Genomic DNA, 24,984 nt, shown 5'->3' on the forward strand with positions numbered 1-24,984 from the left:
CGCAAGAACCCCGATTTCGCTTCCGCGCCGGGGTTCCGGCGCCCTAAAGTTCTACTCGACCCCGCTGGTGACCCGAGACGCCAGCGGGGTCACTCTATTTCCGGGCAACCTTCCCGGGCGGTGCTCAGTCCAGGCCGCTGAGGTCGGGCGGTACGTCGACGGCGTACTCGCGCAGCACCTCGATCGGCACGATCTCCAACGCCCGGTAGTTCGTTGCCGCGAGCACCACCGGAGCCGCCGCGCCCGCCTCGTAGGACTGCCGCCAGCGCGCCGCGACGACGCACCACGGGTCGCCCGGGTGCAGGCCGGCGAAGCCGTACTCCGGTCGTGGCGCCGTCAGGTCGTTGCCGACCGAGGCCTGGTGGTCCAGGAACTCCCGCGTCACGATCGCGCAGATGGCGTGCAGGCCCACGTCGTCCGGGCCGCAGGAGCAGCTGCCGTCGCGGTAGAACCCGGTCAGCGGGTCCGTGCCGCACGGCTCGAGGGCGCCGCCCAGGACGTTGCGCTCGGTCACGATTCGAGGATAGGGGTACAGGTGGACCCACTGACCTCGCTCGGAAGGCCACATGATGACCTCACGCCGCCTGCTCGCCGCCGGAGTCGCCACCACCGCCGCGCTCGCCCTCGTGGCAGCCGCCCCCGAGGCGAGTGCCGCGCCACCACGGGAGCGGACCGTGGTCGACCCGGTGGACGCGGGGGCGTCGTACGACATCGTGCGGACCGTCCTCTCGTCGGCGCCGAAGGCGGGCCGCAAGGCGCGGGTCGTCGTGACCCACGACCGCCGGGTCCGCGCCGGGGACGGCATCGACCTGTGGTTCGACCTCGACAACGACCGGGTGCCCGACGTCTACCTGACCGGCATGGCCTACTCCGAGTACGTCGTCTTCCGCGCCCGGTCCTTCAAGCGGCACGGCCGGGACATCAGCGACAAGCAGTGCTTCTCGCTGACGATGCGCAAGCGGAACGCGATCGTGCGGTTCCGCCCCGACTGCCTGGGGCCGTCGCGCGCCTTCGCGGTGGCGGCGCGATCCTTCCGCCAGGGCGACCCCGCGTCGGCGGCCGACTGGGCGCCGCGCCCCGAGCGGTTCACCCGGCGGGTCCTCTCCTACGCGCCGTCCGGCCCCGGGGCCTGAGGTGCGCCGCACGGTCCTCACCGGTGCGCTCACGGCGGCGGCCGCGGGGGCCGGCTTCGTCGGGACCCGCCCCGACAGTCCGTGGTACCGCTCGATCGAGAAGCCGCCGTGGGAGCCGCCGGCCGCGGCGTTCCCGCTCGTGTGGACGCCGCTCTACGGACTGATCGCCTGGGGCACGGGCCGGGCCGCCGAGCGGGCCGGCCCGGATGGCGACGCGCGGATGCTCGCCCTCACCACGGCCGACCTGGCCGCCAACGCCGGCTGGTGCTGGGCGTTCTTCGCCAAGGAGTCGCCCGCGGCCGGGCTCGGTGTCATCGCGGTCCTCGACGTCCTGAACGTCGCGCTGGTGCGCGAGGCGGCCCGGCACGACCGGGTCGCGGCCGCGGCGCTGACGCCGTACGTCGTGTGGACGGGGTTCGCGACCGCGCTCAACGCCTCGATCTGGTGGCGCAACCGCGCCCGCTGAGACCGCCTCCTCCACAGGTACGGCCGACGCACCCGCGTGAGCGTCCCCGGCGCACGGCATGATCGGGGGATGCCCGACTCCTCGCCGCTGCTGCGTCTGCTCGACGACGCCGCCCTCGGGCTGTCCTTCGACACCGGCACTCTGGGCCGCGCCCAGGCGTACGTCGCGGACGGCCGGGTCGAGTGGGTCGACGTGGTCAGCTCGGGCCGGGACCAGGTGATCCTCGAGGGAGAGGTCCAGGGCGGCGAGCCCGACCCGTACTCGGTCACCGTGACGCTCGTCCGCTCGGCACGCACGGTCCTGGTGCGCAGCCGCTGCTCGTGCTTCGTCGGACGCAGCTGCAAGCACGCCGCGGCCGTCCTGCTCGCCGGGCAGGCCGGGGTGGTCGACGACGACGAGCCCGACTGGGGCAAGCGCCTCGACGAGGTGCTCGACGAGCTCGGCCGGGCCGCCGAACCGGAGACCCTCAAGCCGCTCGCCCTGGAGGTGAGCATCGACCGGCCGGGCGCGGACGGCGACGGCGCGCGCCGGGTGCCGTCCTGGCAGGTACGGGCGATGCAGCCCACGGTGCGGATCACCCCGGTCACGACCGGTCGCAAGGGCACCTGGATCAAGCGCGGCATCGGCTGGGACGAGCTGCCGCGCGCGGCGTACTCCCACAGCCACGACCCGGCCCAGCTCGCCGCGCTCTCCGAGCTCGCGGCCGCTCGTCGCTCGCCGCACTACTACCGGGGCGAGACCCCGCTCGACGACCTCGGGTCGGGCGTGTGGTCGATGCTGGCCCGGGCCCGGGAGGCCGGCGTCGAGCTGATCGGCGGAGCCGAGGTCGCGTCCGTGCGGCTGGAGGACGAGCCGCTCGCCCTGCGGGCGGAGCTGCGCGCCGATGCCGACGGTGCCGCCCGGCTGGAGGTGGGTGTCGACCACGACGGCCGCTGGTGGGCGGGCCCGGACCTGATCGTCGTCGGTCGTCAGGGGCACGGCGTCGCGCTCCTCGACGCCGGCTCCGGGGAGCTGGTGCTCGCGCCGCTCGACCGGATCATCGCCGAGCCCGTGCGTCGGCTCGTGGAGGGGGCCGAGCCGCTGCGGATCCCCGCCGGTCAGGGCGAGCAGTTCGTGCGCGACTACCTCCCGCGGCTGCGGCGCCACCTGGCCGTCCGGTCCGCCGACGGGTCGGTGCCGCTGCCTCAGGAGCAGCTGCCGGCACTGGTGCTGACCGTCGGCTGGAAGGGACCGGGCATCGCCGAGGTCACGTGGTCCTGGCGCTACCGCGTCGGCGAGGACGCGCACTCCTACGAGCTGAGCGGGACCCGGGGCGACCTGCGCCGTCCCGAGCGGGAGCGCGCCCACCTCGACCGGCTCCGGCTCGGCGAGGACGGCGACCGGCTGCTGCGCGACGAGACCGGCGGGCTGCGCGCCCACCAGGAGCTCCGCGGCGACCGGCTGCTCAAGTTCGTCGGGGAGGTGCTGCCCGGCCTGCGCGAGGACCCGCTGGTCGAGGTCGACGAGGTCGGCGTGCAGCTCGACTACCGCCCGGCCGAGAGCGCCCCCGAGATCCGCTTCGAGCTGCCCGACGACGACGCCGACGACGCCGCCGGCCCGGTCGACTGGCTCAACCTGCGCGTGGTCATCGACGTCGACGGCGAGGAGGTCCCGCTCGCCTACGTCCTCGAGTCGCTGACCCGCGACCAGGAGCAGGTGTTCCTGCCCAGCGGCCGCTACCTCCCCGCCGACCACCCGGCGCTCGCCCGGCTCGCGGACGCGGTCCGGGCGGCCTCCGAGCTGAGCGACCAGGACGACGACGGCGGCCTGCGGGTCGGCACCCACGACCTCGGGGTGTGGGCGGAGCTCGCCGAGATCGGGCTCGTCGACCAGCAGGCATCGCGCTGGGTCACCGCCGCCCGGCAGCTCAGCGGCCTGACCGAGCTGCCGCAGGCCGATCCGGTCGGCGTGGCGACCGGACTGCGCGACTACCAGCTGGAGGGGTTCCGCTGGCTCGCCTTCCTGCACGACGCCGGGCTCGGCGGGATCCTGGCCGACGACATGGGCCTCGGCAAGACCCTCCAGGCGCTGGCGCTGATCACCCACGCCCGCCGTGGCGGTGCCGGCCCCTTCCTGGTCGTCGCGCCGACGAGCGTGGTGCCGGGATGGGTCCGCGAGGCCGCCCAGCACGCGCCGGGGCTCGTGGTCCGGTCGGTGTCCGCTGGCCGGAGCCGGCGCGGGACGAGTCTCGCCGAGCTGGCCCGGGGCTCCGACGTCGTGGTGACGTCGTACACCCTGCTGCGGCTCGAGGCCGACGACTACGTCGCGCTGCCCTGGGGCGGTCTGGTGCTCGACGAGGCCCAGCAGGTGAAGAACCACCAGGGCAAGACGTACCAGGCGGTCCGACGGATCGAGGCGCCGTTCCGGCTCGCCCTCACGGGCACCCCGTTCGAGAACCGGCTGATGGAGCTGTGGTCGCTGCTGTCGATCGTCGCGCCCGGGCTCTACCCGTGGCCGCGGAAGTTCGCCGAGCTGGTGGCGACGCCGGTCGAGAAGCAGGGCGACGAGCGGGCGCTGGCCCGGTTCCGCACCCGGATCCGACCGTTCCTGCTGCGCCGCACCAAGGAGCTGGTCGCCTCCGACCTGCCGCCCAAGCAGGAGCAGGTGCTCGACGTCGCGCTGACCCCCAAGCACCGGCGGGTCTACGACACCCACCTGCAGCGCGAGCGCCAGCACATCCTCGGTCTGATCGGCGACTTCGACGCCAACCGGGTCGCGATCTTCCGGTCGCTGACCAAGCTGCGCCAGCTCAGCCTCGACGCGGCCCTGGTCGACGCCGAGCACGAGACGCTCGGGTCGGCCAAGATCGACGTCCTGGTCGACCACCTGCGCGAGCTCGCCGCGGAGGGGCACCGGGCGCTGGTCTTCAGCCAGTTCACCAGCTTCCTCGCTCGCGTACGCCGCCGCCTCGACGCCGAGGGGATCGGCCACGCCTACCTCGACGGGCGCACTCGCGACCGCGACGCCGCGATCTCGGAGTTCCGCCACGGCGACGCTCCGGCGTTCCTGATCAGCCTGAAGGCCGGCGGGGTCGGGCTCACGCTCACCGAGGCCAGCTACGTCTTCGTCCTCGACCCGTGGTGGAACCCGGCGGCCGAGGCGCAGGCGGTCGACCGGGCGCACCGGATCGGCCAGCACCAGCCGGTGATGGTCTACCGCCTGGTCGCGACCGACACCATCGAGGAGAAGGTGATGGAGCTGAAGGCCCGCAAGGCCGCGCTCTTCGCCCAGGTCGTCGACGGTGACGGCGCGATGGCGACGGCCGTCACCGCCGACGACGTGCGAGCGCTGCTCGGCGGCTGACTCACGCCGCCCGCGGTACGACGTACCAGGCGGTCGTGTCCGCCGAGCTGCCCTGCGTGCTGCCCTCGGTGCTGTCGCCCGGCTGCGCCGGCGCCTGACCGCCCTGTCCGGGTCCGCCCTGTCCGGGTCCGCCCTGGCCCCGGTCGTTCGGGAAGCCCGGGAACTGCCCGCGGTCGAAGGGAGGACGGGGGTCGTCGGGCGCGGTGGCCCGGCCCACGAAGAAGCCACCCAGGCCGACGCCCAGGACGACGACGACCGCGGCGGCGGAGAGCCACGCGGCCCGGGGCACCCTGCGCAGCGGGTGGGTGCGTCGGGGAGCGGTCGTGTCGTCGGCGGACGGCTCAGGCGGTGCGGGCGGTGCGGGCGGTGCGGGCGATGTCGGCGGTAGGGACGGGTTCTGGGTCATGGCACCACGGTGGGCCGAGTGACTGGGAGCCGGGCATGTCCGGACTGTGGACTCCCTGTGAGAGGGGCAGGGGCGTCGAGGTGATCGACCAACTGGCGGGCAGGGTGCTTGCCCTTGAAACGTGCGCTCTGCTAAAACCATCTCGAATTAGGCAAGCCTAACCTTAACTTTAGTGCCGGTCGCCACCAGCAGACCGGCATCCCCGGGGAAGCCCGGGCACGACGGAACCCATCCACAGTCTTGGGCGCCGGGCTCTCTCCACCGCGGCACGGCCGTGGCGGAGGGGGCCGAGATGAGCCACGTCAATGAGTCATCTCGGCCAGGCCGCTCGGCCTCAGGGGCACGCGACAGACGTCGCGTGCATCCACAGACGGCGAAGCCGGAAACGGCCTCGCCACACTCTAAAGGAGAGTGAGAAAGCATGACGATCTCGACGAAGCTCAGGAGCGCCCTCGCCACGGCGGGCGTGACCCTCGGGGCGGCCGGCCTCGTGGTCGGCACCTCGGTCGCCGCCAGCGCGCTGACCTACAGCCCCGACCCGTTCACGGACGGCAACCCGATCACGGTGACCTCCACCAGCACCACCCTGCCGGCGGGCACCTACCGCGTCGGCGTCTGCACGGTGGCCACCTTCAGCGGCGTTCCCGCGTGCGGGGCGCAGACCAACGTGCCCGGCTTCGCGGGCGGCCAGCTGACCGGAGTCGTCACCCCCGCCGTCTACGAGTTCGGCAACGTCAACGCGCACTTCGGCGTACCCGGGATGCCGCCGGGCCAGCCGACGGACTTCGACTGCGACGACCCGACGGACTGCGTGGTGGTCATCACCCGGCACAGCGGCTCGAGCTCCGTGACCGTCGAGTCCGAGCCCCTGCGCTAGCAGCTCACGGGGGCGGAGGCCGCCAGGCCTCCGCCCCCACCCTCGCTTCCCGATCCCGTCTCACGCACCCAGAACGCAGGTCACACCCGAATGCAGTCCCCACAGACACTCCTCCCTCGGAGGAATCCCCGCTGGCGGCACGTGAGTGTCGTCGTCGCCCTCGCCCTGGCCCTCCTGGCGCCGACCGGACCGGCCCATGCGGCGGACGGAGCCGACGCCACCACGATCACGGACGGCCACGTCGTCTGGGGGATCAAGGAGTCGTGGCGCACCTACACCGGCGGCGGCACGCTCTCCGGCGGAGTCGAGCAGCTCGCCGACGGCCGCTACCGCTGGCCCGTCGAGCAGGGCACCTTCGACGAGGAGACCGGAGCACTGCGGCTCGACCTGGCGGGATCCATCCACTACGCGATCTACTGCGACGCCCCGGGCTTCTGCCAGCTCGACTCCACCTTCGAGGACCTGAGCGTCGAGATCAGCGCCGAGCAGCAGGTGATCCGCGGCACCTACGTCGGTCGTCCGCGCAACGACCCCGGTAGTCCGATGGAGCGCTTCGAGGACGCCGTCCTCGCCGTTTTCGACCTCGGCGACTCGGACCCGGAGGTCGCCGGCGGGACGACGACCTGGACCGGGGTGCCGAGCGTCGCCGGCGACTACCTGGCGATCTACGCGCCGGGCACGCCCATCGACCCGGTGACGATCTCCTACGCCGGCCCCGGTGGGAAGCCGGACCTGAGCGAGCGGTGGGCCGTTGAGGGCCTGCCCGCGTTCGCACCCGCTGCGGAACGGCCGGTCACGACCGGAACGGAGCAGTTCCGCCGGGTCTACATCGCCGAGAACGACGACCTGGTCTACCTCGTCGAGATGCCCGGCCCGAGCGAGGGCAGGCAGCGTTACACCTTCACCGCCCTCGACGCTCAGACGCTCGAGCCGGTCGGGGCCACCGAGTTCCTCCAGGGGACCACCCGCTACCTGGCGACCGCGTTCGACCCCGAGAGCGACACCATCTTCTCCCTGTCCGACGAGGTGGTCGACGGTGTGCGGCGGGTCGTCCTCCATGCCGCGTCGTGGAACCCCGCCACCTCGGAGTTCGAGTCGCAGCAGGTGGCGTCCGTGAGCGCGAACCCGACGGACAACCGCACGCCGCACTCCGCGGCGCTCACCTGGAACGCCGTGGCCGGCGAGCTGCTGTGGGTGACGGTGCGTCCCGACGAGCGGACCGCTCACCAGGTCCACACCCTGACGCCCGCCGAGGACGGCTGGACGCACGACGTCCGGCCCGTCGCCCTGCCCGCGATCTTCGCGACCACGGCGGCCGGCCGCACGGTCAACGCCTTCGGCAACGCGACGGGCGGGCTCACGACCGCCAACGTCGCGGTGGCGCGCGACGGCAGCTACGTCTTCGCCTCGGGCGCCCAGCACACCGACGGCGACAACGTGCGGTACGAGAATCCGCTGATGCGGATGGTGCGCGGTGCCGGCGGCGCGTGGACCGCTGCCTTCGTCGACGACACGGTCGCGGTCCACCCCGACTCGGGAGCGACCAAGTCGTTCGGCAGGATCTCCGTGACGGCCGACGGGTCGTTGCTGGGGTACGGCGACGGAGGAACAGACTCCGGGCGGGTCGCCGTCGTCGACGTCGTCGACGGCCAGGTCGCTGCGGACCTGATCCCCGTCACGGCGGGCGGCGAGCCGTCCCCCGTTCACGACGTCGCCGCCGACGCCTCCCTGGGCCTCGACTACGCCGTGAACGCCACCCAGGCGAGGGTCCACGTCCTTCGCGGCCCCGCCGCCCTCGCGAGCATCCCCATGCCGGAGCTCCGGCCGAGCGACACCCGGCTGTTCCCGTTCTCCGTCGCCCGCGACGGCGACCTGATCACGCAGGTAGCCGGCGACTCCGGCGAGGTGGTGCTGCGCCGCTACGACCTGCTCGGGGTGGCGCCGACGCTGACGACGCACCCGGAGCCCGTGACTGTCGAGCTCGCGAACGCGACCACGCCGGCTCGGGCGAGCTTCGCCGCAGCGGCCGACGGCTCGCCGGCGCCCACCTACCGGTGGCAGGTGCGGACGCCGAGCGCGACCAGGTTCGTCGACCTGGCCGGCGCGACGGACGCGACGCTGTCCGTCGACGCGAGGCCGAGCGACCACGGGTCGCAGTACCGGGTCATCGCCTCGAACGCCGCCGGTGACGTGGCTTCGGAGCCGGCGACGTTGACCGTCCGCTACCGGCCGGTGGTGCAGTCGGACCTGCGGGACGTCACGACTGTCGAGGGCACGGACGTCACCTTCACCACGGCCGGTGCCGGCAGCCCGGTCCCGTCGGTCACCTGGCAGCGCCGGGTGAGCGGCTACTGGCAGAACATCGCGCCCGACGACGAGAACTTCACGGTCGCCGCGGACGGCGCGTCGTCCTCGCTGACGGTGACCGACACGAACGTCGACCAGTCCGGGTCGCTGTTCCGGGCCAGGTTCGCCAACGAGCTCGGCAGCGTCTCCACCGCGACCGCCGAGCTGACGGTCACGCCGAGCGGGACCATCCCCGACGGCGGCCTGGACCTGGACGGTGTCGTCCTGGAGTGGGCGGGCTCGGGGGAGATGCAGGCGAGGCCGCCGTTCGGCTCGTCGAACTACTTCTCGGCCGGGATCTCGGACGGCAAGGAGGCGACGTACCGGGTCACCGACGGCGACGTCTCGGTCGTCCACGTCGCCGATGGCTCGGTGTCGGCGCCCAGCTACGCGACGCGAGGCGCGCAGACCCAGGGTGGGGTCGAGCAGCGGGTCCGGTTCGCGGGCGGCGACGCCGAGGTCGCGGCGGACGGTTCCGCCACGGTCGAGTGGGACGGCGCGTGGAGCGTGAACTTCTACGACGGGCTGGTGCCGTTCTGGTTCTCCGACCCGGTCCTGACGGTCGCGGCCGACGGTACGGCGGAGCTGACCGCCGACCTGGACGGCTACGGGGCGTCGATGGGCAACCCGAACAACAGGACCCCCCTGGACCTGGTCGAGGACGTCCCGATCGGCACCTTCGAAGCGGTCGAGATCGACCCCACCGGCCGGTTCGCGATCACCCCGGACTACGCGGGGGTCGAGGTGGAGGTGCCCGCTGGGTACACCCCGCAGAACCGCACCGCCGCCGGGTGGGGCGCGTGGCCGCAGGAGTTCGTGGACTTCCACATCGCGACCGGCCTGTCGTCGTACTGGTACTCCTCGGGCGGTGCCGCGGACTCGGTGAAGCCCGCCGCGCCGATGACGATCGACTTCACCGACGCGGTCGAGGTCGAGACTCCGGTGAGCGTCGACCCCGCTGTGTCGGTGGTCCTGGGCGACACCAGCGTGGCCTTCGGGACCGCGACGTCGGCGACGGTCAGGGTGACCGCACCCGGCACCGTTCCGACAGGTCGGGTCGACGTGAAGGTCGGCACCAGAACCCTCGGCGCGGCCCTGGTGCGCGGTACGGCGAGCGTGACCCTGCCGGCGAACCTCCCGGTCGCCCGGCACCCGGTCGTCGTCACCTACGCGGGTGACGGCCGGGTGAACGCCGGCAGCGGCCGGACCACGCTGACGGTGACGAAGACCGCGCCGTCGGTGCGGCTGAAGGTCCCGTCGACGATCGGGCGGGGGAAGAGCGCCACGCGGGTCCGGGCGAAGGTCGTCGTGACCATCCCCGGGCGCAGCGGAGCGAAGTTCGCCGGCCAGGTCGTGCTGAAGGACGGCGGCCGGATCCTGGCCGTGGGCAAGGTGCGGCAGGGCAAGGGGACGATCAGGCTGGGCAAGAGGGACATCGGCAGGCTCCGTCCCGGAACCCACTTCCTGACCGCGATCGCCAACCCGACCGCCCACACCCGTCGGGCCGTCAGCGAGATCGTGAGCGTCCGCGTCCGGCGGTGAGTGCCGCGGCCCGGGGTGTGACGACGACTGATTCGTCACGCCCCGGGCACCGGGAGGTCATGGACACCCGGCACAGTGGGGACATGACGACCACGGCGACGCCGGCCGGCGACCTCCGCCCGGGCGGGCTGACGGCGGCCGAGGTCGAGCTGCTCGGACAGGAGCTCGACACCATCCGCCAGGACGTCCTCGACGACCGCGGTGGCCGCGACGCGGCGTACATCCGCCGACTGATCCGCGTGCAGCGCGGGCTGGAGCTCGGCGGCCGGGTGGTGCTGCTGGCGGGGCGCAACAAGGTCGCCTGGGTGGCCGGTACGGCGGCGCTCAGCCTGGCCAAGATCCTCGACAACATGGAGATCGGGCACAACGTCCTGCACGGCCAGTGGGACTGGATGCGCGACCCGAAGATCCACTCCTCGACCTGGCAGTGGGACCACGCGACCCCGCCGGAGCAGTGGCAGCGCGCGCACAACCAGGTGCACCACACGTACACGAACATCATCGGGATGGACAACGACCTCGGGTACGGGATCATGCGCGTCGACGAGGCGCAGCCGTGGAAGCCGCGCTACCTGGTCCAGCCGCTGTGGAACGCGGTGACCGCGTGCATCTTCGAGTACGGCATCGCGATGTACGACCTCGACCTCGGTGACCACATCAGGTCCGGACGCACGCTGTCGCCGGAGAAACGGGCCGAGGCGATGGTGACGCTGAAGCGGGCGCTGCGCCAGGCGGCCAAGGACTTCGTGGTCTGGCCCGCCCTCTCCGGCCCGGGCTGGCGGGCGACGCTCGCCGCCGACGCCACCGCGGTCCTGGTCCGCAACGTGTGGAGCCACTCGGTGATCATGTGCGGTCACTTCCCGGAGGGCGTCGAGGCGTTCGAGCTGCCCGAGCTCGACCCGGACGAGTCCCGCGGCGAGTGGTACCTCCGCCAGATGCTCGGCTCGGCCAACATCGCCGGTCCGCCGGTGCTGCACCTGCTCGCGGGCAACCTCTCGCACCAGATCGAGCACCACCTCTTCCCCGACCTTCCCAGCAACCGGTACGGCGAGATCGCACCGCGGGTGCGCGAGGTCTTCGACAAGTTCGGGCTCGACTACTGCTCCCGCCCGCTGGTGCGGCAGGTCGCCAGCGCCTGGCACAAGGTGGTCCGGCTCTCGCTGCCGAACGGCTGGCTGGCCCAGACCCATCGGCGCAACCTGCTGCCCCAGCTGCGTCGGCTGGCGGCCGCGCCCGCATAGTCGCGCGCTCGCCGTACCGGCTCACCTGGCGGTACGGACTAGACCGCGGGTGTTTCAAGCACGCCTCTTGGGACATGATCCGGGTCCACCCCGGGGCGCCGGGTACGTCGGCGGCAGGAGAAGATCCCAGCGTGACCACCTTCCTCGTGATCGGGGTGCTGGGTCTGGTGCTCCTCGCCGTGGGCCTCGTGCTCGGCGACCTGCTCGACGGATTCGCCGACATCCTCCCCGGTGACGTCTTCTCCACCGCGGTGATCGGTGCGTTCGTCGCCGCGACCGGCTTCGGCGGCGCGACCGCCGAGGCGGCGGGCGCCCCGCTGGCGGTGTCGCTGCCCGTGGGCCTCGTCGCCGGCGTGGTGTTCGGCTGGTTCGCCGCCTGGCTGACCCGGCTGATCCGCGACGGCGGCAGCGACGCGACGCCGTCCGCCGACCACACCGTCGGCCAGAGTGGACGGGTCGTCACCGCGATCCCGGCCGACGGGCTGGGCGTCGTCGCCGTCCTCGTCGGGGGCAACCGGATCCGGCTCAACGCCCGCGCCGAGCAGTCCCTGGAGGCCGGCGCCGAGGTCTTCGTCACCACCGTCCTCTCACCGACGGCCGTCGAGGTCGCGCCCGTGTGGCGACCTCTCTCCTGAAAGGCACCTCATGCCCGACCTGCTGATCCCCATCGGCGGACTCGTCCTGCTGTTCGTCCTGCTGGTCCTGCTGGTCACCAGCCGCTACAAGGTGGCCGGACCCAACCAGGCGTTCATCGTCACCGGCCGCAAGGGCAAGGCGGTGCTCAACCCCGAGACCGGTGAGCTCAGCACGGACCTGTCGGGGCAGAAGGTCGTGCTCGGCGGCGGCGTCTTCGTCATCCCGTTCGTCCAGAAGCTCGCCACCATGGACCTCTCCTCGCGGCGGATCTCGGTGCAGATCCGGGGCGCGGTCTCCGGCCAGGGCATCAAGCTGAACGTCGAGGGCGTCGCGATCGTCAAGGTGGGCGGCAACGCCGACCAGATCCGGCTCGCCGCCCAGCGGTTCCTGAGCCAGCAGCAGGATGTCGAGCCCTTCACCCAGGAGGTGCTCGCGGGTGCGCTGCGCTCCATCGTCGGCGGGCTGACCGTCGAGCAGATCATCCGGGACCGGGCGGCCTTCGCCCAGCGGGTCGCCGACGAGTCCGAGAACTCGCTGACCGGTCAGGGCCTGATCCTCGACACCTTCCAGATCCAGGACGTCACCGACGACGGCAGCTACCTCGCCGACCTCGGTCGCCCGGAGGCCGCACGGGTCAGCCAGACCGCACGGATCGCCGAGGCCAACGCCCGGCAGGCCGCCGAGCAGGCCCAGATCGCCGCCGAGCAGGAGATCGCCGTCGCCCAGCGGACGCTGGCGCTGAAGCAGGCCGAGATCAAGGCCGAGACCGACGCCGCGTCCGCGCAGGCGGCGGCCGCCGGCCCGCTCGCCCAGGCCGACCGGGACCAGGCGATCCTGACCGAGCAGGAGAAGGTCGCCGTACGCCAGGCCGCGCTGACCGAGCGCACGCTGGAGACCGAGGTGCGCAAGCCGGCGGACGCCGAGCGCTACCGGGTCGAGCAGGAGGCCGAGGCCAAGCGCTCGGCAGAGATCGCGGCCGCCGACGCGCGCAAGGCCGCCACCATCGCCGCCGCCGAGGCGGAGGCGCAGCAGGTCCGCCTGTCCGGTGAGGCGGAGAAGTCCCGCCGCGCGGCGCTCGCCGAGGCGGAGGCGATCGAGGGCGCCAAGCGCGGTGAGGCGGAGAAGGCCCGTCGTACCGCGGAGGCCGACGCCACCCGCGCCGAGGGCGAGGCCCAGGCGGCCGCGACGCTCGCCGTCGGCCAGGCCGAGGCGGAGGCGATGGACAAGCGCGCCGAGGCGTTCGCCAACTACAACGACGCCGCGGTGCTGCAGATGCTGATCGAGATGCTGCCGCAGATCGCGCGGGAGGTCGCCGCCCCGATCTCCGCCATCGAGCAGCTCACGGTCATCTCGCCCGACGGCGCCGGTGCGCTCCCGCGTCAGGTCAACGACAACATCGTGCAGACGCTGTCGATGCTGAAGACCTCGACCGGGCTGGACCTCGAGGCGCTGGTGAAGGGCGCGATCGGCCGGGGCAACGGGACGCAGCCGGAGGTCCCGGCCACCGAGTGAGCCCCGCGGCCGTCAGGCTCAGGCCGGCTGGGTGATGTTGACCAGCCAGATGACGCCGAATCGGTCCTGCACCTGACCGAAGACGTCGCCCCACATCTGCTTCTCCAGGGGGACGTGCACCTCTCCGCCGTCGGAGAGCGCCTCGAACCAGCCGCGCAGCCCGGCGTCGTCCTCGCCGCTGAGGCTGAGGTTCGAGGCGTTCCCGCGGACGAGCTTCTCGCCGGGGGCGCCGTCGGAGGCCATCAGGGTGATGCCGCCGGGGTTGGTGATGCTCCCGTGCATCACCTGGGCGGCCTGCTCGCCCTCCATGCCCATGTCGCCGTAGGTCATGATGCTGAGCTCGCCGCCGAACAGCGAGTGGTAGAAGGTCAGCGCCTCGCGCGCGGTGCCGTCGAAGTGCAGGTAGGGGTTCAGGATCGTCGTCATGGCAGCTCAGACCGCCGGTACGGCGTGAACTCATCGCCCCCGGTCCGACGGGTCGGCCGGATGTCGGCGACCGCGGCTAACGTCGGGGCGTGGATCTCGACGAGGCGGCCCGGATGGCCCGGGCACTGATGGCCGCCCACGGCCTGCGCGACTGGACCCTGGTCTTCGACCGGGCGAAGCGCCGCGCCGGGATCTGTCGCTACGACCGGCGCCAGATCGGCCTGAGCGCGCCGCTGACCCTGCTGCACGACGAGGCCGACGTGCGCGACACGGTGCTCCACGAGATCGCCCACGCCCTGGTGGGCGCCCGGCACGGACACGACGCGGTCTGGCGCGCCACCGCCAGGCGGATCGGCTGCAGCGGCGAGCGCTGCGTCAGCCGGGAGGCGCCCGAGCTGGAGGGTGCGTGGGTCGGGGAGTGCGCCGCCGGCCACCGGGTCACTCGACACCGCCGGCCCGACCGGCCGGCCGCGTGCCGGCAGTGCGGGCCGTCGTTCGACCTCGCCCACCTGCTGACCTGGACCCACCACGGGCGCACCGTGCCGATGTCCGCGGCGTACGAGACCCAGCTGCGCCGGATCCGGGCGCGCCCGGCGGCCGGAGCCCCGGTCGTGCTCAGCCCGGGGGAGCGGGCGCGGGTGCTGGCGCAGGGCCGCTACCACGGCACGGTCGGGACGTTGGTCAAGCGTGGGCGCACCCGCTACCACCTCCGCATCCCCGAGGGGATCCTCACGGTGCCGTTCGCGCTCGTCGAACGGGTCGGCTGACCCCGCCGAAAGACACCTCCCAGCAGGTCTGGTCCAGACAAAAGTCGGATGCGGGAAGGGGCGGCCGATCCCTACGGTTGTGACGGTCAGTCAGCTCCCGGAGGTCATCGAGATGAAGCAGCAGCGCACGGTCCGTCGCCGGGCCACGCATGCCCTCACCTCCGAGGAGAAGGCGCAGCGTCTGGCCGACCTGCGGCGTCGCTACCAGGTCGAGCTCGAGCGCGACGCGCGCAGCCTGCGCTGACCCGGCCCAGTCCCGGCTCAGTCGCCCAGGATCGCCGCCAGCGCCCGGCGGTGCTGCGCGTACGCCGTCCGGCCGGTGCGGGTGATCCGGTACGTCGTGGTCGCGCCCCGGCCGCGGCCGGACTTGCTGACGGCCACGTAGCCGGCCTTCTCCAGGGTGGCCATCTGCTTGGAGAGGTCGGAGTCGGAGACGCCGAGGTGCTCGCGCAGGAACGGGAACGTCACGGTCGTCGCGCTCGACAGCACGGCCATCGCCGCGAGCCGCTTCGGCGCGTGGATGACCGGGTCGAGGTCGTCGATCACGCGAGCCGGTCCCGGGTGCGCGCCGCGGCCCGCGCGTAGGTCCGCTCGTAGAGGGCGAGACCGGCCGCGACGGACACGGCCGCGACGACCGCGGCGACGAACACCCCCCACGCCACCCATGCGCCGACCACGAGGAGCAGCACGAGCGCCAGGCCGACGAAGTACCGTGCGAAGGCGGGACGGAACTCGCGCGGCGCGCGCCGCAGCGAGGGGAAGGCGCCGTGGTAGCGGGAGTACCAGGCCAGGAAGGCCGACTCCACCGCGACCAGGGCGAGAAGCCCGAGGACCGCCAGACCGTGCTCCCGGACGCCGGCGAGCAGGGTGAACGACCCGGCCCACAGCCCGGCGGCCGGGGCGTACCACCAGGGCGTCGGCGGGTAGTCGACGAACGGCGCGGCCTCGGCGCGCTCGGCGATCCGGCGGGCCTCGCGGGGGTCGAGTCGATCGCTTTCCATGCCGGAAACCTAACTCGTCACTTTCCATCGTGGCAAGTGACGGACCTGCTGGCGCGCCCGCTCCGGTGACGTCGTACCGTCGTCCTCGTGGCTGATGCGGACTATTGCGAGCTGTGTGACCTCCCGTTGAGCCAGTGCGTGCACGGGCGACCCGAACCGGTTCCCCCGCCGCCACCCGCGCCGGCTCCGCGGACGCCCCGGGTGAAGGCGCCGCCTCGCGTGCCCGGCAGCAGCACGCCGACCGTGAAGCGCAGCGCGCCGCGCAAGTGGACCTCGCCCGAGGAGCTGCGCCCGGCCATCCTGAGTGCGCTGCAGGACGCGGACGGCGAGCTCGAGGCCGACGAGATCTTCGTGCACCTCGAGGTGCGCATCGGCGACCGGCTGCGCCCGGGGGACCGCGAGACCAACCCGCAGGGCGAGCTGCGCTGGCGCGCCGCCGCCCGCCGCGCGCGGAAGTCGCTGATGGACGACGGGCTGCTCGAGACGGCCCCCGGCGTCTGGCGGCTCAGCGCCCTGGGCCGGAGCACGGTCCTCCCGCCGGACTGAGCTCGGCTCAGGTCCGCACCCGGAGCTCCGCGCCGAGCCGAGCACCCCGTCGCAGGTCCAGGTCGTCACCTGACCAGAACCGGCCCGGGTCGTAGGAGTTCGTGGGGGGCCAGTCGTCGAGGAGCCCCATGGCGGCGTACGCCGCCGCCACGACCTCGGCGCAGTAGGTCGTCTCCGCCGACGCCATCAGGTGAGCGCGCCCGCGCAGCCAGCGACCGGCGAGCGCGGCCGTGGGCGGGAACGGCGTGCCGTTCAGGCGCGCGACGCTCCGCAGTGCGGCGTCCTCCATCTCGCGGGTGACCTCGCCGGTCGGCGGCACGTCGAGCTGGCGCAGCCAGCCGCGCTGCTCGTAGCGGCCGGTCCACTGCACCACCGCCTCGCGCAGGTCGTGCAGCTGGGCGCCGCGGTGGTGGCTGCCGGTCCACACGTCGAGCAGTCCCTTGCCGAGCTCGGCGTGCCACATCAGCGGGGGCAGGTCGTCGAGCACGATGGCCATGCCGACGTGGTTGACCGGCGCGTTGGTCAGCACCCGGATAGCGTGGTCGGCAGCGGAACGGCCCCGGAACAGCCACAGATCGCCGGTCCGCGTCAGGTCGACGGCCTCGTCGAGGGACAGGTCGGTCACGGGCGCTCGTGCATCGAAGGGAGTCTCCTGGTGAAGCTGTGGAAGGTGCTGGGGGTCGCGGGGGTGGCGGGGGTCGCCGCCACCGGTGCCATCATCGCGCGCGGGCAGCGTCAACGCGCGGAGGTCACGCCGGACGAGGTCCGGGCGCGGTTGCAGGAGCGGCTCGCCGAGCCGCGGGAGCGCTGAGCGGACGACCATCGAGCGGGGACCGGCCGGGTGGACCAGCGGGGAGCGGTGGGACGCCGCTACCTCCGCTGGTCCACCCGGCTCGCCGCTACCGGCGGTGGTGCCCCTTGCGGTGGTGGTGGTCGAGCGCCAGCTTGCTGAGCGAGCCGGGGCCGAAGACCGGGCCGGTGAGGTACGCCGTGTGGTCGACGACGTCGACGCCTCCGGGGCTGATGAGCTTGCCGCGGGCCAGCTCCTTGGACTTCACGCCGTGCCACGAGCGGGTGAGCGCGGTCAGGGAGCCGACCTCGGCGCCGGGCACGCCCAGCTCGAAGGCGAACCAGCTGAGCTTCGACAGCGACAGCGCGTAGACCGTGTCCTTCTTGTCCACGGCGAGGTCGACGATCGAGGTCTGGCCGTCCGCCCAGCGCTTGCAGGAGCCCGAGTACGGCGCCTCCGGGTCGCACAGGGCACCGGTCGCGCCCGGCTTGACCCGCCAGATCTGCGAGGTGCCCGGAGTGGCCGGGAAGCCGCGCAGCTCACCGATGTAGATCGAGCCGTCCTTACCGACGGCGACCGAGGTCGCCACGGCCTCCGACGGGATCGGGGTGCCGGCCGGCGGGAACTCGGTCGGGTTGCCCTCGGGGTCGGTGGCCGGCAGGCCCTCCGGCACTTCCACGGTGCGGGGCTTGAGCCGCGCGACGGTGGTGATGCGCTTGCCGTCCTTCGAGACCTTCAGCACGTCGTTGCCGGCGGCGTCGGCGACCAGGATCGACCCGTTGCGCAGCACGGCGAGGCCGAACGGGTTGCTCTCGGCGGGCAGACCCTCGAGGTCGTACGGGTCCGGGTCGGTGGCCTGGTAGGCCGCGATGTCGGCGACGACCTTCGGGGCGTCGTACCCCCAACGCCACTTGTAGAGCGTGGCGGCGCCCGGGGTGGGCGGACCGCCGGGCTCGCCGCCCGCACCGGTGACGATGTAGACGGTGCCGTTCTTGCCGGCGGCGACCGCGGGCGCGAACCCTCCGGCCACGCTGCCGAGCGGGATGACCTTGGCCGGCTTGTGCCGGCGCTCCACGACGAGGCTGAAGCTGCCGTCGGACTCGGCGACCAGGGTCCGGCCGTCGCCGAGGGCGTCGACGCCGCGCGGGCCGTCGAGTGCGGTGACGGTCTTCAGGCCGGACGAGTGGCCGTGGTGACCGTGGTGGCCGTGCCCGCCACCGGCGGTCGCGGGGGCCAGGGTGGAGAGCACGAGCGCGACCGCGGCCGCGGGGGCGATCACTGCGAGTTTGCGGTGCATGAGGGGGACCTTCCGGGGTCGGGGGACAGGGCCGCCTCCCACGAAAGCCCGGGCGAACCGGTTCGTCATCACCACTTGTGACCAGTCCCTACCCGAGCGGTGACAATGGTGTCCCCCCGACGAAAGCGACGAACCCATGGAGAGCAGGACCCTCGGCCGCACCGGCCGTGACGTCTCGGTCATCGGACTCGGGACCTGGCAGCTGGGCGCCGACTGGGGCGCGGTCACCGAGGACGAGGCCGGCGCCGTGCTGGCCGCGAGTGTCGAGGAGGGCGTGACCTTCTTCGACACCGCCGACGTGTACGGCGACGGCCGCAGCGAGCAGGTCATCGGCCGCTTCGTCGCGGGCCGCCGCGACATCACCGTCGCCACCAAGATGGGCCGACGGATGGAGCAGGTCCCGGCCAACTACGTGCTGGACAACTTTCGGGCCTGGACCGACCGCTCGCGCCGCAACCTCGGCGTCGACACCCTCGACCTGGTCCAGCTGCACTGCCCGCCGAGCGCGACGATCGACGACGACGCGACGTACGACGCCCTCGACACGCTGGTGTCCGAGGGGGCGATCGCGGCGTACGGCGTCTCCGTCGAGACCGCTGACCAGGCGCTCAGCGCGATCGCCCGGCCTCACGTCGCGAGCATCCAGATCATCCTGAACGCCTTCCGGCTCAAGCCGCTCGACGCCGTGCTCCCGGCCGCGCGGGAGGCGGGCGTCGGCATCGTCGCGCGGGTGCCGCTGGCCTCCGGCCTGCTGAGCGGGCGGTACGACGAGCGCACGACCTTCGCGGCCGACGACCACCGCACCTACAACCGCGACGGCAGCGCCTTCGACGTGGGGGAGACCTTCTCCGGGGTCGACTACGCGACCGGCGTGGCCGCGGCCCGCGAGTTCTCCCGGCTGGTCGCCGAGCACGGGCCGTCCGGCGCGACGCCCGCGCAGGTCGCGCTGGCCTGGGTGGCGCAGCTCGACGGCGTCAGCACCGTGATCCCCGGCGCCCGCAACGCCGAGCAGGCACGCGCGAACGCGGCCGCGGGCTCGCTCCCGCCGCTCGCGCCCGAGCTGCTGGACGGGATCGTCCGGCTGTACGACGCCACCTTCCGCGAGGCGGTCCACGACCGGTGGTGAGCGGGCGCTGAGCATGCAGTGTGACTACTTCGACGCCGGGGTGTGCCGCTCGTGCACGTGGATGGGCCAGGCGTACGACGAGCAGCTCGCGGCGAAGCAGGTGCGGTGCGCGGCGCTGCTGGCGCCCTGGCCGGGGATCGCGTGGCTGCCGCCGGTCACCAGCCCGGAGTCGGGCTTCCGCAACAAGGCCAAGATGGTCGTCGCCGGCACGGTGGAGGCGCCCACGCTGGGCATCCTCGACCCGGCCGGGGGCGGGGTCGACCTGCGCGGATGCGGGCTGCACGACCCGCACCTGGCCGACGCGCTGCCGGTCCTCGCGGAGTTCGTGACCCGCGCCGCGCTCACGCCGTACGACGTCCCGCAGCGGCGCGGTGAGCTCAAGCACCTGATCGTGACGGTCTCGCCGGACGGTGAGCTGCTGGTGCGGCTCGTGCTCCGCTCGACCGAGTCGGTCGCCCGGATCCGCAAGCACCTGCCCTGGCTCGCCGAGCGGCTGCCGCTGGCGGTGGTGTCGGTCAACCTCCAGCCCGCGCACAAGGCGGTGCTGGAGGGCGAGCGCGAGGAGGTGCTGCTCGGCGACACCCTGCCGATGCGCACCGGCGACGTGGTGCTGCACCTGCGTCCACAGAGCTTCTTCCAGACCAACGGGCACGTCGGCGCCGAGCTCTACCGCCAGGCGGCCGCCTGGGTGGCGGAGCTCGCGCCCGCCTCGGTGTGGGACCTGTACTGCGGGGTCGGCGGCTTCGCCCTGCACCTCGCCGCGCCCGGACGGACGGTCGTCGGCGTGGAGGTGAGCGAGGAGGCGATCGCCAGCGCCCGGCGGAGTGCGGTCGGGCTCCCGGACGTCTCGTTCGTGGCCGCCGACGCGACGACCTGGGCGCCCGAGCAGCCCGCGCCGCCGGAGCTGGTCGTGGTCAACCCGCCCCGACGCGGGATCGGCCCCGACCTGGCCGGCTGGCTGGAGTCGTCGGGCGTCCCGCACGTCCTGTACTCCAGCTGCAACGCCGTCACGCTGGCGCGCGACCTGGCCGCGATGCCGTCGTACCGGCCTGTCACCGCGCGGTTGCTCGACATGTTCCCGCAGACCGCCCACTTCGAGGTCGTCACGCTGCTGGCCCGCGAGTAGCCGGTCGCACGTCCGGTTACCGAACGAACGGTGCAGGACGACACACGATCCCGTCAGCAGACCACGCCCCAGACCTCCGAGCGTCCCGACGCCGATTCCCACGCCGAGTCCTACGCCGAGTCCTACGACGAGGCCTTCGACGGCCGGACGCCCCGGCCGGCGTACCGGCGGCTGCTGGACCGGCTCGACGGTGCCGACCTCGACGCGCTCACCGTCGAGGTCAACGCGCTGCTGGCCGAGCGCGGCGTGCGGTTCGGCGGGGAGGAGGGGCACGAGTTCCGCGTCGACCCGCTGCCCCGGGTGCTCAGCGGCGAGGAGTGGGCGCGGATCGAGGCCGGGGTCGCGCAGCGGGTGCGGGCGCTCGACGCCCTGGTGGCCGACGCGTACGGCGAGCGGCGGCTCGTCGCCGACGGGGTGCTGCCCGAGGCGGTGCTGACCGGGTCGTCGTACTTCGAGGAGGACGTGATCGGGATGCGGCCGGTCGGCGGCGCCTGGATCAGCGTGGCCGGACTGGATCTGGTGCGCGGCTCCGACGGTGGCTTCCGGGTCCTGGAGGACAACGTGCGGACGCCGTCCGGACTCGGCTACGCGATGGCCGCCTCCGACGCGGTGGCCGAGGTGCTCGGCGTCCGCCCGGCCCGCGAGGACGTCCGCAGCGAGCTCGGCGCCGCGCTCAGCCGGGCGCTGGAGGCCGCGGCTCCCGCCCTGGACGGCGAGCTGGTGCTGCTGACCGACGGCACCTCCAACTCCGCCTCGTACGAGCACGGGCGGCTGGCCGAGCTGGCCGGCCTGGTGCTCGTCACCCCCGCCGACCTGCGCCGTTCCGGGGACCGGCTGCTGCTCACCGACGGCCGGCCGGTGCGCTCGGTCTACCGGCGCACCGACGACGACCGGGTGCGGACCTCGTCGGGCGCGCTCACGCCTGTCGCCGAGCTGCTGCTGGAGCCGCTGCGAGCCGGGTCGGTCGGGCTCGCGAACTGGTTCGGCGCCGGCGTCGCCGACGACAAGTTCGTCTACGCCTTCGTCGACGAGGTCGTGCGGCACCTGCCGGGTGAGGAGCCGGTGCTGCCCGCGGTCCCGACGTACGACCTGCGCGATCCCCGCCAGCACGCCGCTGCTCTCGAACGGGCCGGCGAGCTGGTGCTCAAGCCGCGCGACGGCTCCGGCGGGCAGGGCGTCGTCGTCGGGCCGACCGCCTCCCCGGCGGAGCTCGACAGCGCCGTCGCCGGTCTCCGCGCCGCGCCCGAGGACTGGATCGTCCAGGAGCTCGTCGCGCTCTCGACCGTCCCGGTGGTGACCGACGGGAGGCTGGCCCCCCGGCACTGCGACCTGCGTCCGTTCGGGGTCTTCGACGGCCGGGACGTCGTCGTACCCCTCGGCGGCCTGACGCGGGTCGCCCTGGACGAGGGCTCGATGGTGGTCAACTCCTCGCGCCGGGGCGGGGCCAAGGCGACCTGGGTCGGCTGATCCGCGGGTCTCGGGCAGCCCAGGGTGACGAGGATGACGTCGCTCGGGTTCGGGAAACGGGGGAGCGGGTCGGTACCGTCGAGAGGGATGACTGACGCCCCACCCGACCCGCAGCCCAAGCTCGACATCGACTGGCTCAAGACGCTCGCCGGCGCGCTCGCGGCGGTCACGACCGCCGTGCTCCTCTCGACCCTCGGCGCGGCCGGGACGCTCATCGGCGCCGCCGTCGGCAGCGTGGCCGCCACCATCGCGACCGCGCTCTACAGCCAGGGCCTCGCGACCAGCCGGCAGAAGGTCGCCAAGGTCGCGAAGGACAACGCGCTGCTGAAGGTCGGCGTCGCCCAGGCCGAGGTACGCCGCGCGGTCCGCCGCAGCGACGACACCGCGGCCCTCGACGCGCACCTCGAGCACGCCGACGAGCAGCTGGCCGAGGCCCAGGAGGAACTCGACCAGCAGCCGGCCGCCCGCCCGTGGCGGACGCTGCCCTGGCGGCGGGTCGCCCTGCTCGCGGGCGGCACCTTCGTCGCCGCGATGGTAGTCCTGCTCGCCTTCGAGGCGATCGGCGGGAAGCCGGTCTCGTCGTACACCGGCGGCACCTCGGGGAGCGGCGGTACGTCGATCAGCCGGCTCGGCGGCTCGGGCGGCACCGGGGACCAGTCGGACGACCGCGACCGCGCCCCTGACCGCGACTCCGACGACGGGAAGAAGCAGCAGGACGACCGGGATCAGCAGGACGACCCGGCACCCAGCCCGTCGGGCGAGCCCACCCAGCAGCCCAGCGAGACCCCCAGCCCGTCGCCGACGCCCTCCGAGACTCCGTCGCAGGCGCCGACCGAGAACCCGGGCAGCACCACCGAGCCGCCGCCCGCCGCTCCGTCCGACCCCGCGAGCGCGCCCGCCGGGTGAGCGACGCGGAGCGACTCCGGGAGGCGCGTGCGGTCGTCGTACGACGCCTCGCGGCGCTGCGCGGAGACTTCAGCGGGATGGTCGAGGCCTCCCGCGACTCGAACGCCGACGACGAGCACGACCCCGAGGGGCACACGATCGCCTTCGAGCGCTCCCAGCTCGACACCCTGATCCGGCAGGCCGAGACCCGGCTCGCCGAGGTCGACGCCGCCCTCGCGCGGCTCGCGGACGGCAGCTACGGCACCTGCGTGGTCTGCGGCCGGCCCATCCCGCCCGAGCGACTGGCCGCCCGCCCCACCGCCGCCGCGTGCGTGGGGTGCTCGTGAGGGGTGTGGTCGTCACGGGCGCCCCAGGTTCATCACGGTATGCAGACGAGTTCGCCCTCCCACGGCGTACCCACCGTGGGAGGTGCCAGTTCGTCTGCATACCGTGATGAAGCAGCAGCCAGGGGTACCGGCCCCCATGAGCACCCAGAGCTTCCGCAAGGGCGACCGCGTCGAGTGGGACAGCCACGGCGGCACCGCCGTCGGGCGGGTCGAGGAGAAGATCACCACCGAGACCCACGCGGGCGGCCGCAAGGTGGTCGCGAGCGAGGACCAGCCGCAGTACCTCGTCCGCAGCGACACTTCCGGCGGAACCGCCGTCCACAAGCCCGAGGCCCTGCGGAAGCGCTCCTGAGCGCGCCTCCTGACCGGCAGCCGAGTGGGTACCGACACCGCATGTCGCTCCTCGCCCCGGTCCGTCACGGTGCCGCCACGCTCGGGGGGTCGCTGCTCGCGACGGCGACCCGGGCCACGTCCGCGATCCGCCCGGCCGCGAAGCCGCTGCACCCGCGCGGCGGCGTACGCCGGGCCTGCCTCTACCGCACCGGCGTCGACCCGGCGATCGGCGTGGAGTTCCTCGACGCCGCGGGCATCGACGAGGTGGTGGTCCGCGAGTCGCGCGCTATCGGGCTCCCGCACGCGCTGCCCGACATCCACGGGTTGGCGATCCGGGTCCCGAACGCCGACGGCAGCCACGGCGACCTGCTCCTCGCCACCACCGGATGGGGCCGGGTCAGCCGGTTCGTGCTGACCGCGAGCCGGTCGACGTACGGCCGGCCGATGACCACGCTGCTGCCCTACCGCACCGCCGCCGGCCCGGTCGTGCTCGGCGCTCGCACGAACGGGCACGACACGATCGAGCTGTCCTGCTCGGTGCGCGACGGGGCGTGGCGCCGCTTCGCCGACCTGCGGCTCTCCGGGAAGGACGCGCAGGAGTACGCCGAGGGCGACGCCGACATCTCCTTCGACCCGGTGCTCAACCGGCTGCCCGGTCTCGACCAGTACGGCTGGGTCGAGCGGCTCCGCGAGCCGGCGTACGACGAGGCCCGCGCCGACCGCGGCCGGGGCTGAGATGACCGAGCCCCGGCTGGTCCCCGTCGCCGAGCCCCGCCGTCCGGAGGGCGTCGTCCTGGTGCTGCACGGGGGTGCGTCCCGGCCCGGCAACCCGATGGTCCGGCCCACCCAGCTCTCGGTGCTCCGGATGATCCCCGTCGCCCGGCGGATCGCCCGCGCCACGCGTGGCCGGGTCGCGGTCTACCGCCTGCTGAACTCCCGTCGCGGCTGGGACACCGAGCACACCCCGGTCAAGGACACGACCTGGGCGCTCGACCGCGTCCGCGACCGCCAGGGGCGGCGGCTTCCGACCTGCCTGGTCGGTCACTCCCTCGGGGGACGGGCCGCGCTGCTCGCCGGCACCGAGCCCGACGTCGTGGGCGTGGTGGCGCTCAACCCGTGGGTCTACCCGACCGACGGCGCTGACCTCTCGGGCCGCCGGGTGCTGATCGTGCACGGCGACGCCGACCGGGTCGCCGTGCCGAGCCGGGCACAGCAGGTGGCACGGCGGCTCTCGAGGACCACGGAGGTCGAGTGGCGCACGGTGCCCGGCGGCAAGCACGCGATGCTGCGCCACGGCGCGGACTTCGAGCGCGCCGCAGCCGATTTCGTGGTGGGGGTGCTGCTGGGGGGTCGGGTGCCCTAGGTTCGGGCC

At 73.5% G+C, this 24,984-nt stretch carries 27 protein-coding genes; 20 read left to right on the forward strand and 7 right to left on the reverse strand.

What is annotated here, in order from left to right:
* Positions 1-124: 124 nt before the first annotated feature.
* The gene (locus tag VMF51_RS14270) at positions 125-514 is read right to left on the reverse strand and encodes a DUF2237 family protein (protein WP_325475110.1); all 390 of its coding nucleotides are present in this window, start codon (positions 512-514) and stop codon (positions 125-127) included.
* A 52-nt stretch (positions 515-566) separates the two neighbouring features.
* Between VMF51_RS14270 and VMF51_RS14275 the strand changes: the two genes are divergently transcribed.
* From VMF51_RS14275 to VMF51_RS14285, 3 genes are all read left to right on the forward strand, one after another.
* Positions 567-1,133: a hypothetical protein gene (locus VMF51_RS14275; protein WP_325475111.1), complete on the forward strand. Its 567-nt coding sequence runs from the start codon at positions 567-569 to the stop codon at positions 1,131-1,133.
* Position 1,134: 1 nt separating this feature from the next.
* Positions 1,135-1,599: a TspO/MBR family protein gene (locus VMF51_RS14280; RefSeq protein WP_325475112.1), complete on the forward strand. Its 465-nt coding sequence runs from the start codon at positions 1,135-1,137 to the stop codon at positions 1,597-1,599.
* 69 nt (positions 1,600-1,668) lie between these two features.
* Complete coding sequence (locus VMF51_RS14285; protein ID WP_325475113.1) at positions 1,669-4,941, forward strand: DEAD/DEAH box helicase; 3,273 nt, start codon at positions 1,669-1,671, stop codon at positions 4,939-4,941.
* Between the two features lies 1 nt (position 4,942).
* Here VMF51_RS14285 and VMF51_RS14290 read toward each other — a convergent pair whose 3' ends face one another.
* Positions 4,943-5,347 (reverse strand): hypothetical protein, encoded by a 405-nt coding sequence (locus tag VMF51_RS14290; protein ID WP_325475114.1) that lies wholly within the window; start codon positions 5,345-5,347, stop codon positions 4,943-4,945.
* Between the two features lie 421 nt (positions 5,348-5,768).
* Here VMF51_RS14290 and VMF51_RS14295 point away from each other — a divergent pair, with 421 nt between their 5' ends.
* The 5 genes from VMF51_RS14295 to VMF51_RS14315 all read left to right on the forward strand — a co-directional run bounded on the left by VMF51_RS14295 (position 5,769) and on the right by VMF51_RS14315 (position 13,501).
* Positions 5,769-6,224 (forward strand): hypothetical protein, encoded by a 456-nt coding sequence (locus VMF51_RS14295; protein ID WP_325475115.1) that lies wholly within the window; start codon positions 5,769-5,771, stop codon positions 6,222-6,224.
* Positions 6,225-6,365: 141 nt separating this feature from the next.
* Positions 6,366-10,112, forward strand: coding sequence for an HtaA domain-containing protein (locus VMF51_RS14300; RefSeq protein ID WP_325475116.1), 3,747 nt, complete (start codon positions 6,366-6,368; stop codon positions 10,110-10,112).
* 83 nt (positions 10,113-10,195) lie between these two features.
* A complete protein-coding gene (locus VMF51_RS14305) occupies positions 10,196-11,353 on the forward strand; it encodes an acyl-CoA desaturase (protein ID WP_325475117.1) in 1,158 nt (385 codons plus the stop codon).
* Positions 11,354-11,484: 131 nt separating this feature from the next.
* Positions 11,485-11,988, forward strand: coding sequence for a hypothetical protein (locus VMF51_RS14310; RefSeq protein WP_325475118.1), 504 nt, complete (start codon positions 11,485-11,487; stop codon positions 11,986-11,988).
* 10 nt (positions 11,989-11,998) lie between these two features.
* Positions 11,999-13,501 carry a flotillin family protein gene (locus VMF51_RS14315; RefSeq protein ID WP_325475119.1) on the forward strand — a complete coding sequence of 501 codons (1,503 nt, stop codon included), beginning with the start codon at positions 11,999-12,001 and terminating at the stop codon, positions 13,499-13,501.
* Positions 13,502-13,519: 18 nt separating this feature from the next.
* Here the strand turns inward: VMF51_RS14315 and VMF51_RS14320 are convergent, their stop codons facing one another.
* A complete protein-coding gene (locus VMF51_RS14320) occupies positions 13,520-13,927 on the reverse strand; it encodes a VOC family protein (protein ID WP_325475120.1) in 408 nt (135 codons plus the stop codon).
* 89 nt (positions 13,928-14,016) lie between these two features.
* Here VMF51_RS14320 and VMF51_RS14325 point away from each other — a divergent pair, with 89 nt between their 5' ends.
* Both VMF51_RS14325 and VMF51_RS14330 read left to right on the forward strand, forming a co-directional pair.
* Positions 14,017-14,694 (forward strand): SprT-like domain-containing protein, encoded by a 678-nt coding sequence (locus tag VMF51_RS14325; RefSeq protein ID WP_325475121.1) that lies wholly within the window; start codon positions 14,017-14,019, stop codon positions 14,692-14,694.
* A 112-nt stretch (positions 14,695-14,806) separates the two neighbouring features.
* Complete coding sequence (locus tag VMF51_RS14330; protein WP_325475122.1) at positions 14,807-14,938, forward strand: hypothetical protein; 132 nt, start codon at positions 14,807-14,809, stop codon at positions 14,936-14,938.
* 17 nt (positions 14,939-14,955) lie between these two features.
* Here VMF51_RS14330 and VMF51_RS14335 read toward each other — a convergent pair whose 3' ends face one another.
* A complete protein-coding gene (locus VMF51_RS14335; protein ID WP_325475123.1) occupies positions 14,956-15,240 on the reverse strand; it encodes a transcriptional regulator in 285 nt (94 codons plus the stop codon).
* On the reverse strand, positions 15,237-15,695 hold the full coding sequence (locus VMF51_RS14340) for a hypothetical protein (protein ID WP_325475124.1): 459 nt from the start codon (positions 15,693-15,695) through the stop codon (positions 15,237-15,239). The genes VMF51_RS14335 and VMF51_RS14340 overlap by 4 nt, the downstream gene beginning before the upstream one ends.
* Positions 15,696-15,914: 219 nt before the next feature.
* On the opposite strand from VMF51_RS14340, the gene VMF51_RS14345 reads away from it, so the two are divergent.
* Positions 15,915-16,241 (forward strand): hypothetical protein, encoded by a 327-nt coding sequence (locus VMF51_RS14345; protein ID WP_325475125.1) that lies wholly within the window; start codon positions 15,915-15,917, stop codon positions 16,239-16,241.
* A gap of 7 nt (positions 16,242-16,248) precedes the next feature.
* On the opposite strand, the gene VMF51_RS14350 is transcribed toward VMF51_RS14345, so the two are convergent.
* Positions 16,249-16,866 (reverse strand): hypothetical protein, encoded by a 618-nt coding sequence (locus VMF51_RS14350; protein WP_325475126.1) that lies wholly within the window; start codon positions 16,864-16,866, stop codon positions 16,249-16,251.
* 30 nt (positions 16,867-16,896) lie between these two features.
* Here VMF51_RS14350 and VMF51_RS14355 point away from each other — a divergent pair, with 30 nt between their 5' ends.
* Complete coding sequence (locus VMF51_RS14355) at positions 16,897-17,052, forward strand: hypothetical protein (protein ID WP_325475127.1); 156 nt, start codon at positions 16,897-16,899, stop codon at positions 17,050-17,052.
* An 88-nt stretch (positions 17,053-17,140) separates the two neighbouring features.
* Here VMF51_RS14355 and VMF51_RS14360 read toward each other — a convergent pair whose 3' ends face one another.
* Complete coding sequence (locus VMF51_RS14360) at positions 17,141-18,328, reverse strand: ScyD/ScyE family protein (protein WP_325475128.1); 1,188 nt, start codon at positions 18,326-18,328, stop codon at positions 17,141-17,143.
* Positions 18,329-18,464: 136 nt separating this feature from the next.
* Here VMF51_RS14360 and VMF51_RS14365 point away from each other — a divergent pair, with 136 nt between their 5' ends.
* The 8 genes from VMF51_RS14365 to VMF51_RS14400 all read left to right on the forward strand — a co-directional run bounded on the left by VMF51_RS14365 (position 18,465) and on the right by VMF51_RS14400 (position 24,975).
* Positions 18,465-19,454: an aldo/keto reductase gene (locus tag VMF51_RS14365; RefSeq protein WP_325475129.1), complete on the forward strand. Its 990-nt coding sequence runs from the start codon at positions 18,465-18,467 to the stop codon at positions 19,452-19,454.
* Between the two features lie 13 nt (positions 19,455-19,467).
* On the forward strand, positions 19,468-20,580 hold the full coding sequence (gene rlmC, locus VMF51_RS14370) for a 23S rRNA (uracil(747)-C(5))-methyltransferase RlmC (RefSeq protein ID WP_325475130.1): 1,113 nt from the start codon (positions 19,468-19,470) through the stop codon (positions 20,578-20,580).
* 30 nt (positions 20,581-20,610) lie between these two features.
* Positions 20,611-22,047: a circularly permuted type 2 ATP-grasp protein gene (locus VMF51_RS14375; RefSeq protein ID WP_325475131.1), complete on the forward strand. Its 1,437-nt coding sequence runs from the start codon at positions 20,611-20,613 to the stop codon at positions 22,045-22,047.
* A gap of 87 nt (positions 22,048-22,134) precedes the next feature.
* Positions 22,135-22,953 carry a hypothetical protein gene (locus tag VMF51_RS14380; protein WP_325475132.1) on the forward strand — a complete coding sequence of 273 codons (819 nt, stop codon included), beginning with the start codon at positions 22,135-22,137 and terminating at the stop codon, positions 22,951-22,953.
* Positions 22,950-23,279 (forward strand): TraR/DksA family transcriptional regulator, encoded by a 330-nt coding sequence (locus tag VMF51_RS14385; RefSeq protein WP_325475133.1) that lies wholly within the window; start codon positions 22,950-22,952, stop codon positions 23,277-23,279. Before VMF51_RS14380 ends, VMF51_RS14385 begins: the two co-directional genes overlap by 4 nt.
* A gap of 136 nt (positions 23,280-23,415) precedes the next feature.
* The gene (locus VMF51_RS14390; protein WP_325475134.1) at positions 23,416-23,631 is read left to right on the forward strand and encodes a DUF2945 domain-containing protein; all 216 of its coding nucleotides are present in this window, start codon (positions 23,416-23,418) and stop codon (positions 23,629-23,631) included.
* Positions 23,632-23,672: 41 nt separating this feature from the next.
* On the forward strand, positions 23,673-24,347 hold the full coding sequence (locus VMF51_RS14395; protein ID WP_325475135.1) for a hypothetical protein: 675 nt from the start codon (positions 23,673-23,675) through the stop codon (positions 24,345-24,347).
* A 1-nt stretch (position 24,348) separates the two neighbouring features.
* A complete protein-coding gene (locus VMF51_RS14400; RefSeq protein WP_325475136.1) occupies positions 24,349-24,975 on the forward strand; it encodes an alpha/beta hydrolase in 627 nt (208 codons plus the stop codon).
* Positions 24,976-24,984: the final 9 nt, after the last annotated feature.

Origin of the sequence: Nocardioides sp., from assembly GCF_035503875.1 — a bacterium.
GTDB lineage: Bacteria > Actinomycetota > Actinomycetes > Propionibacteriales > Nocardioidaceae > Nocardioides.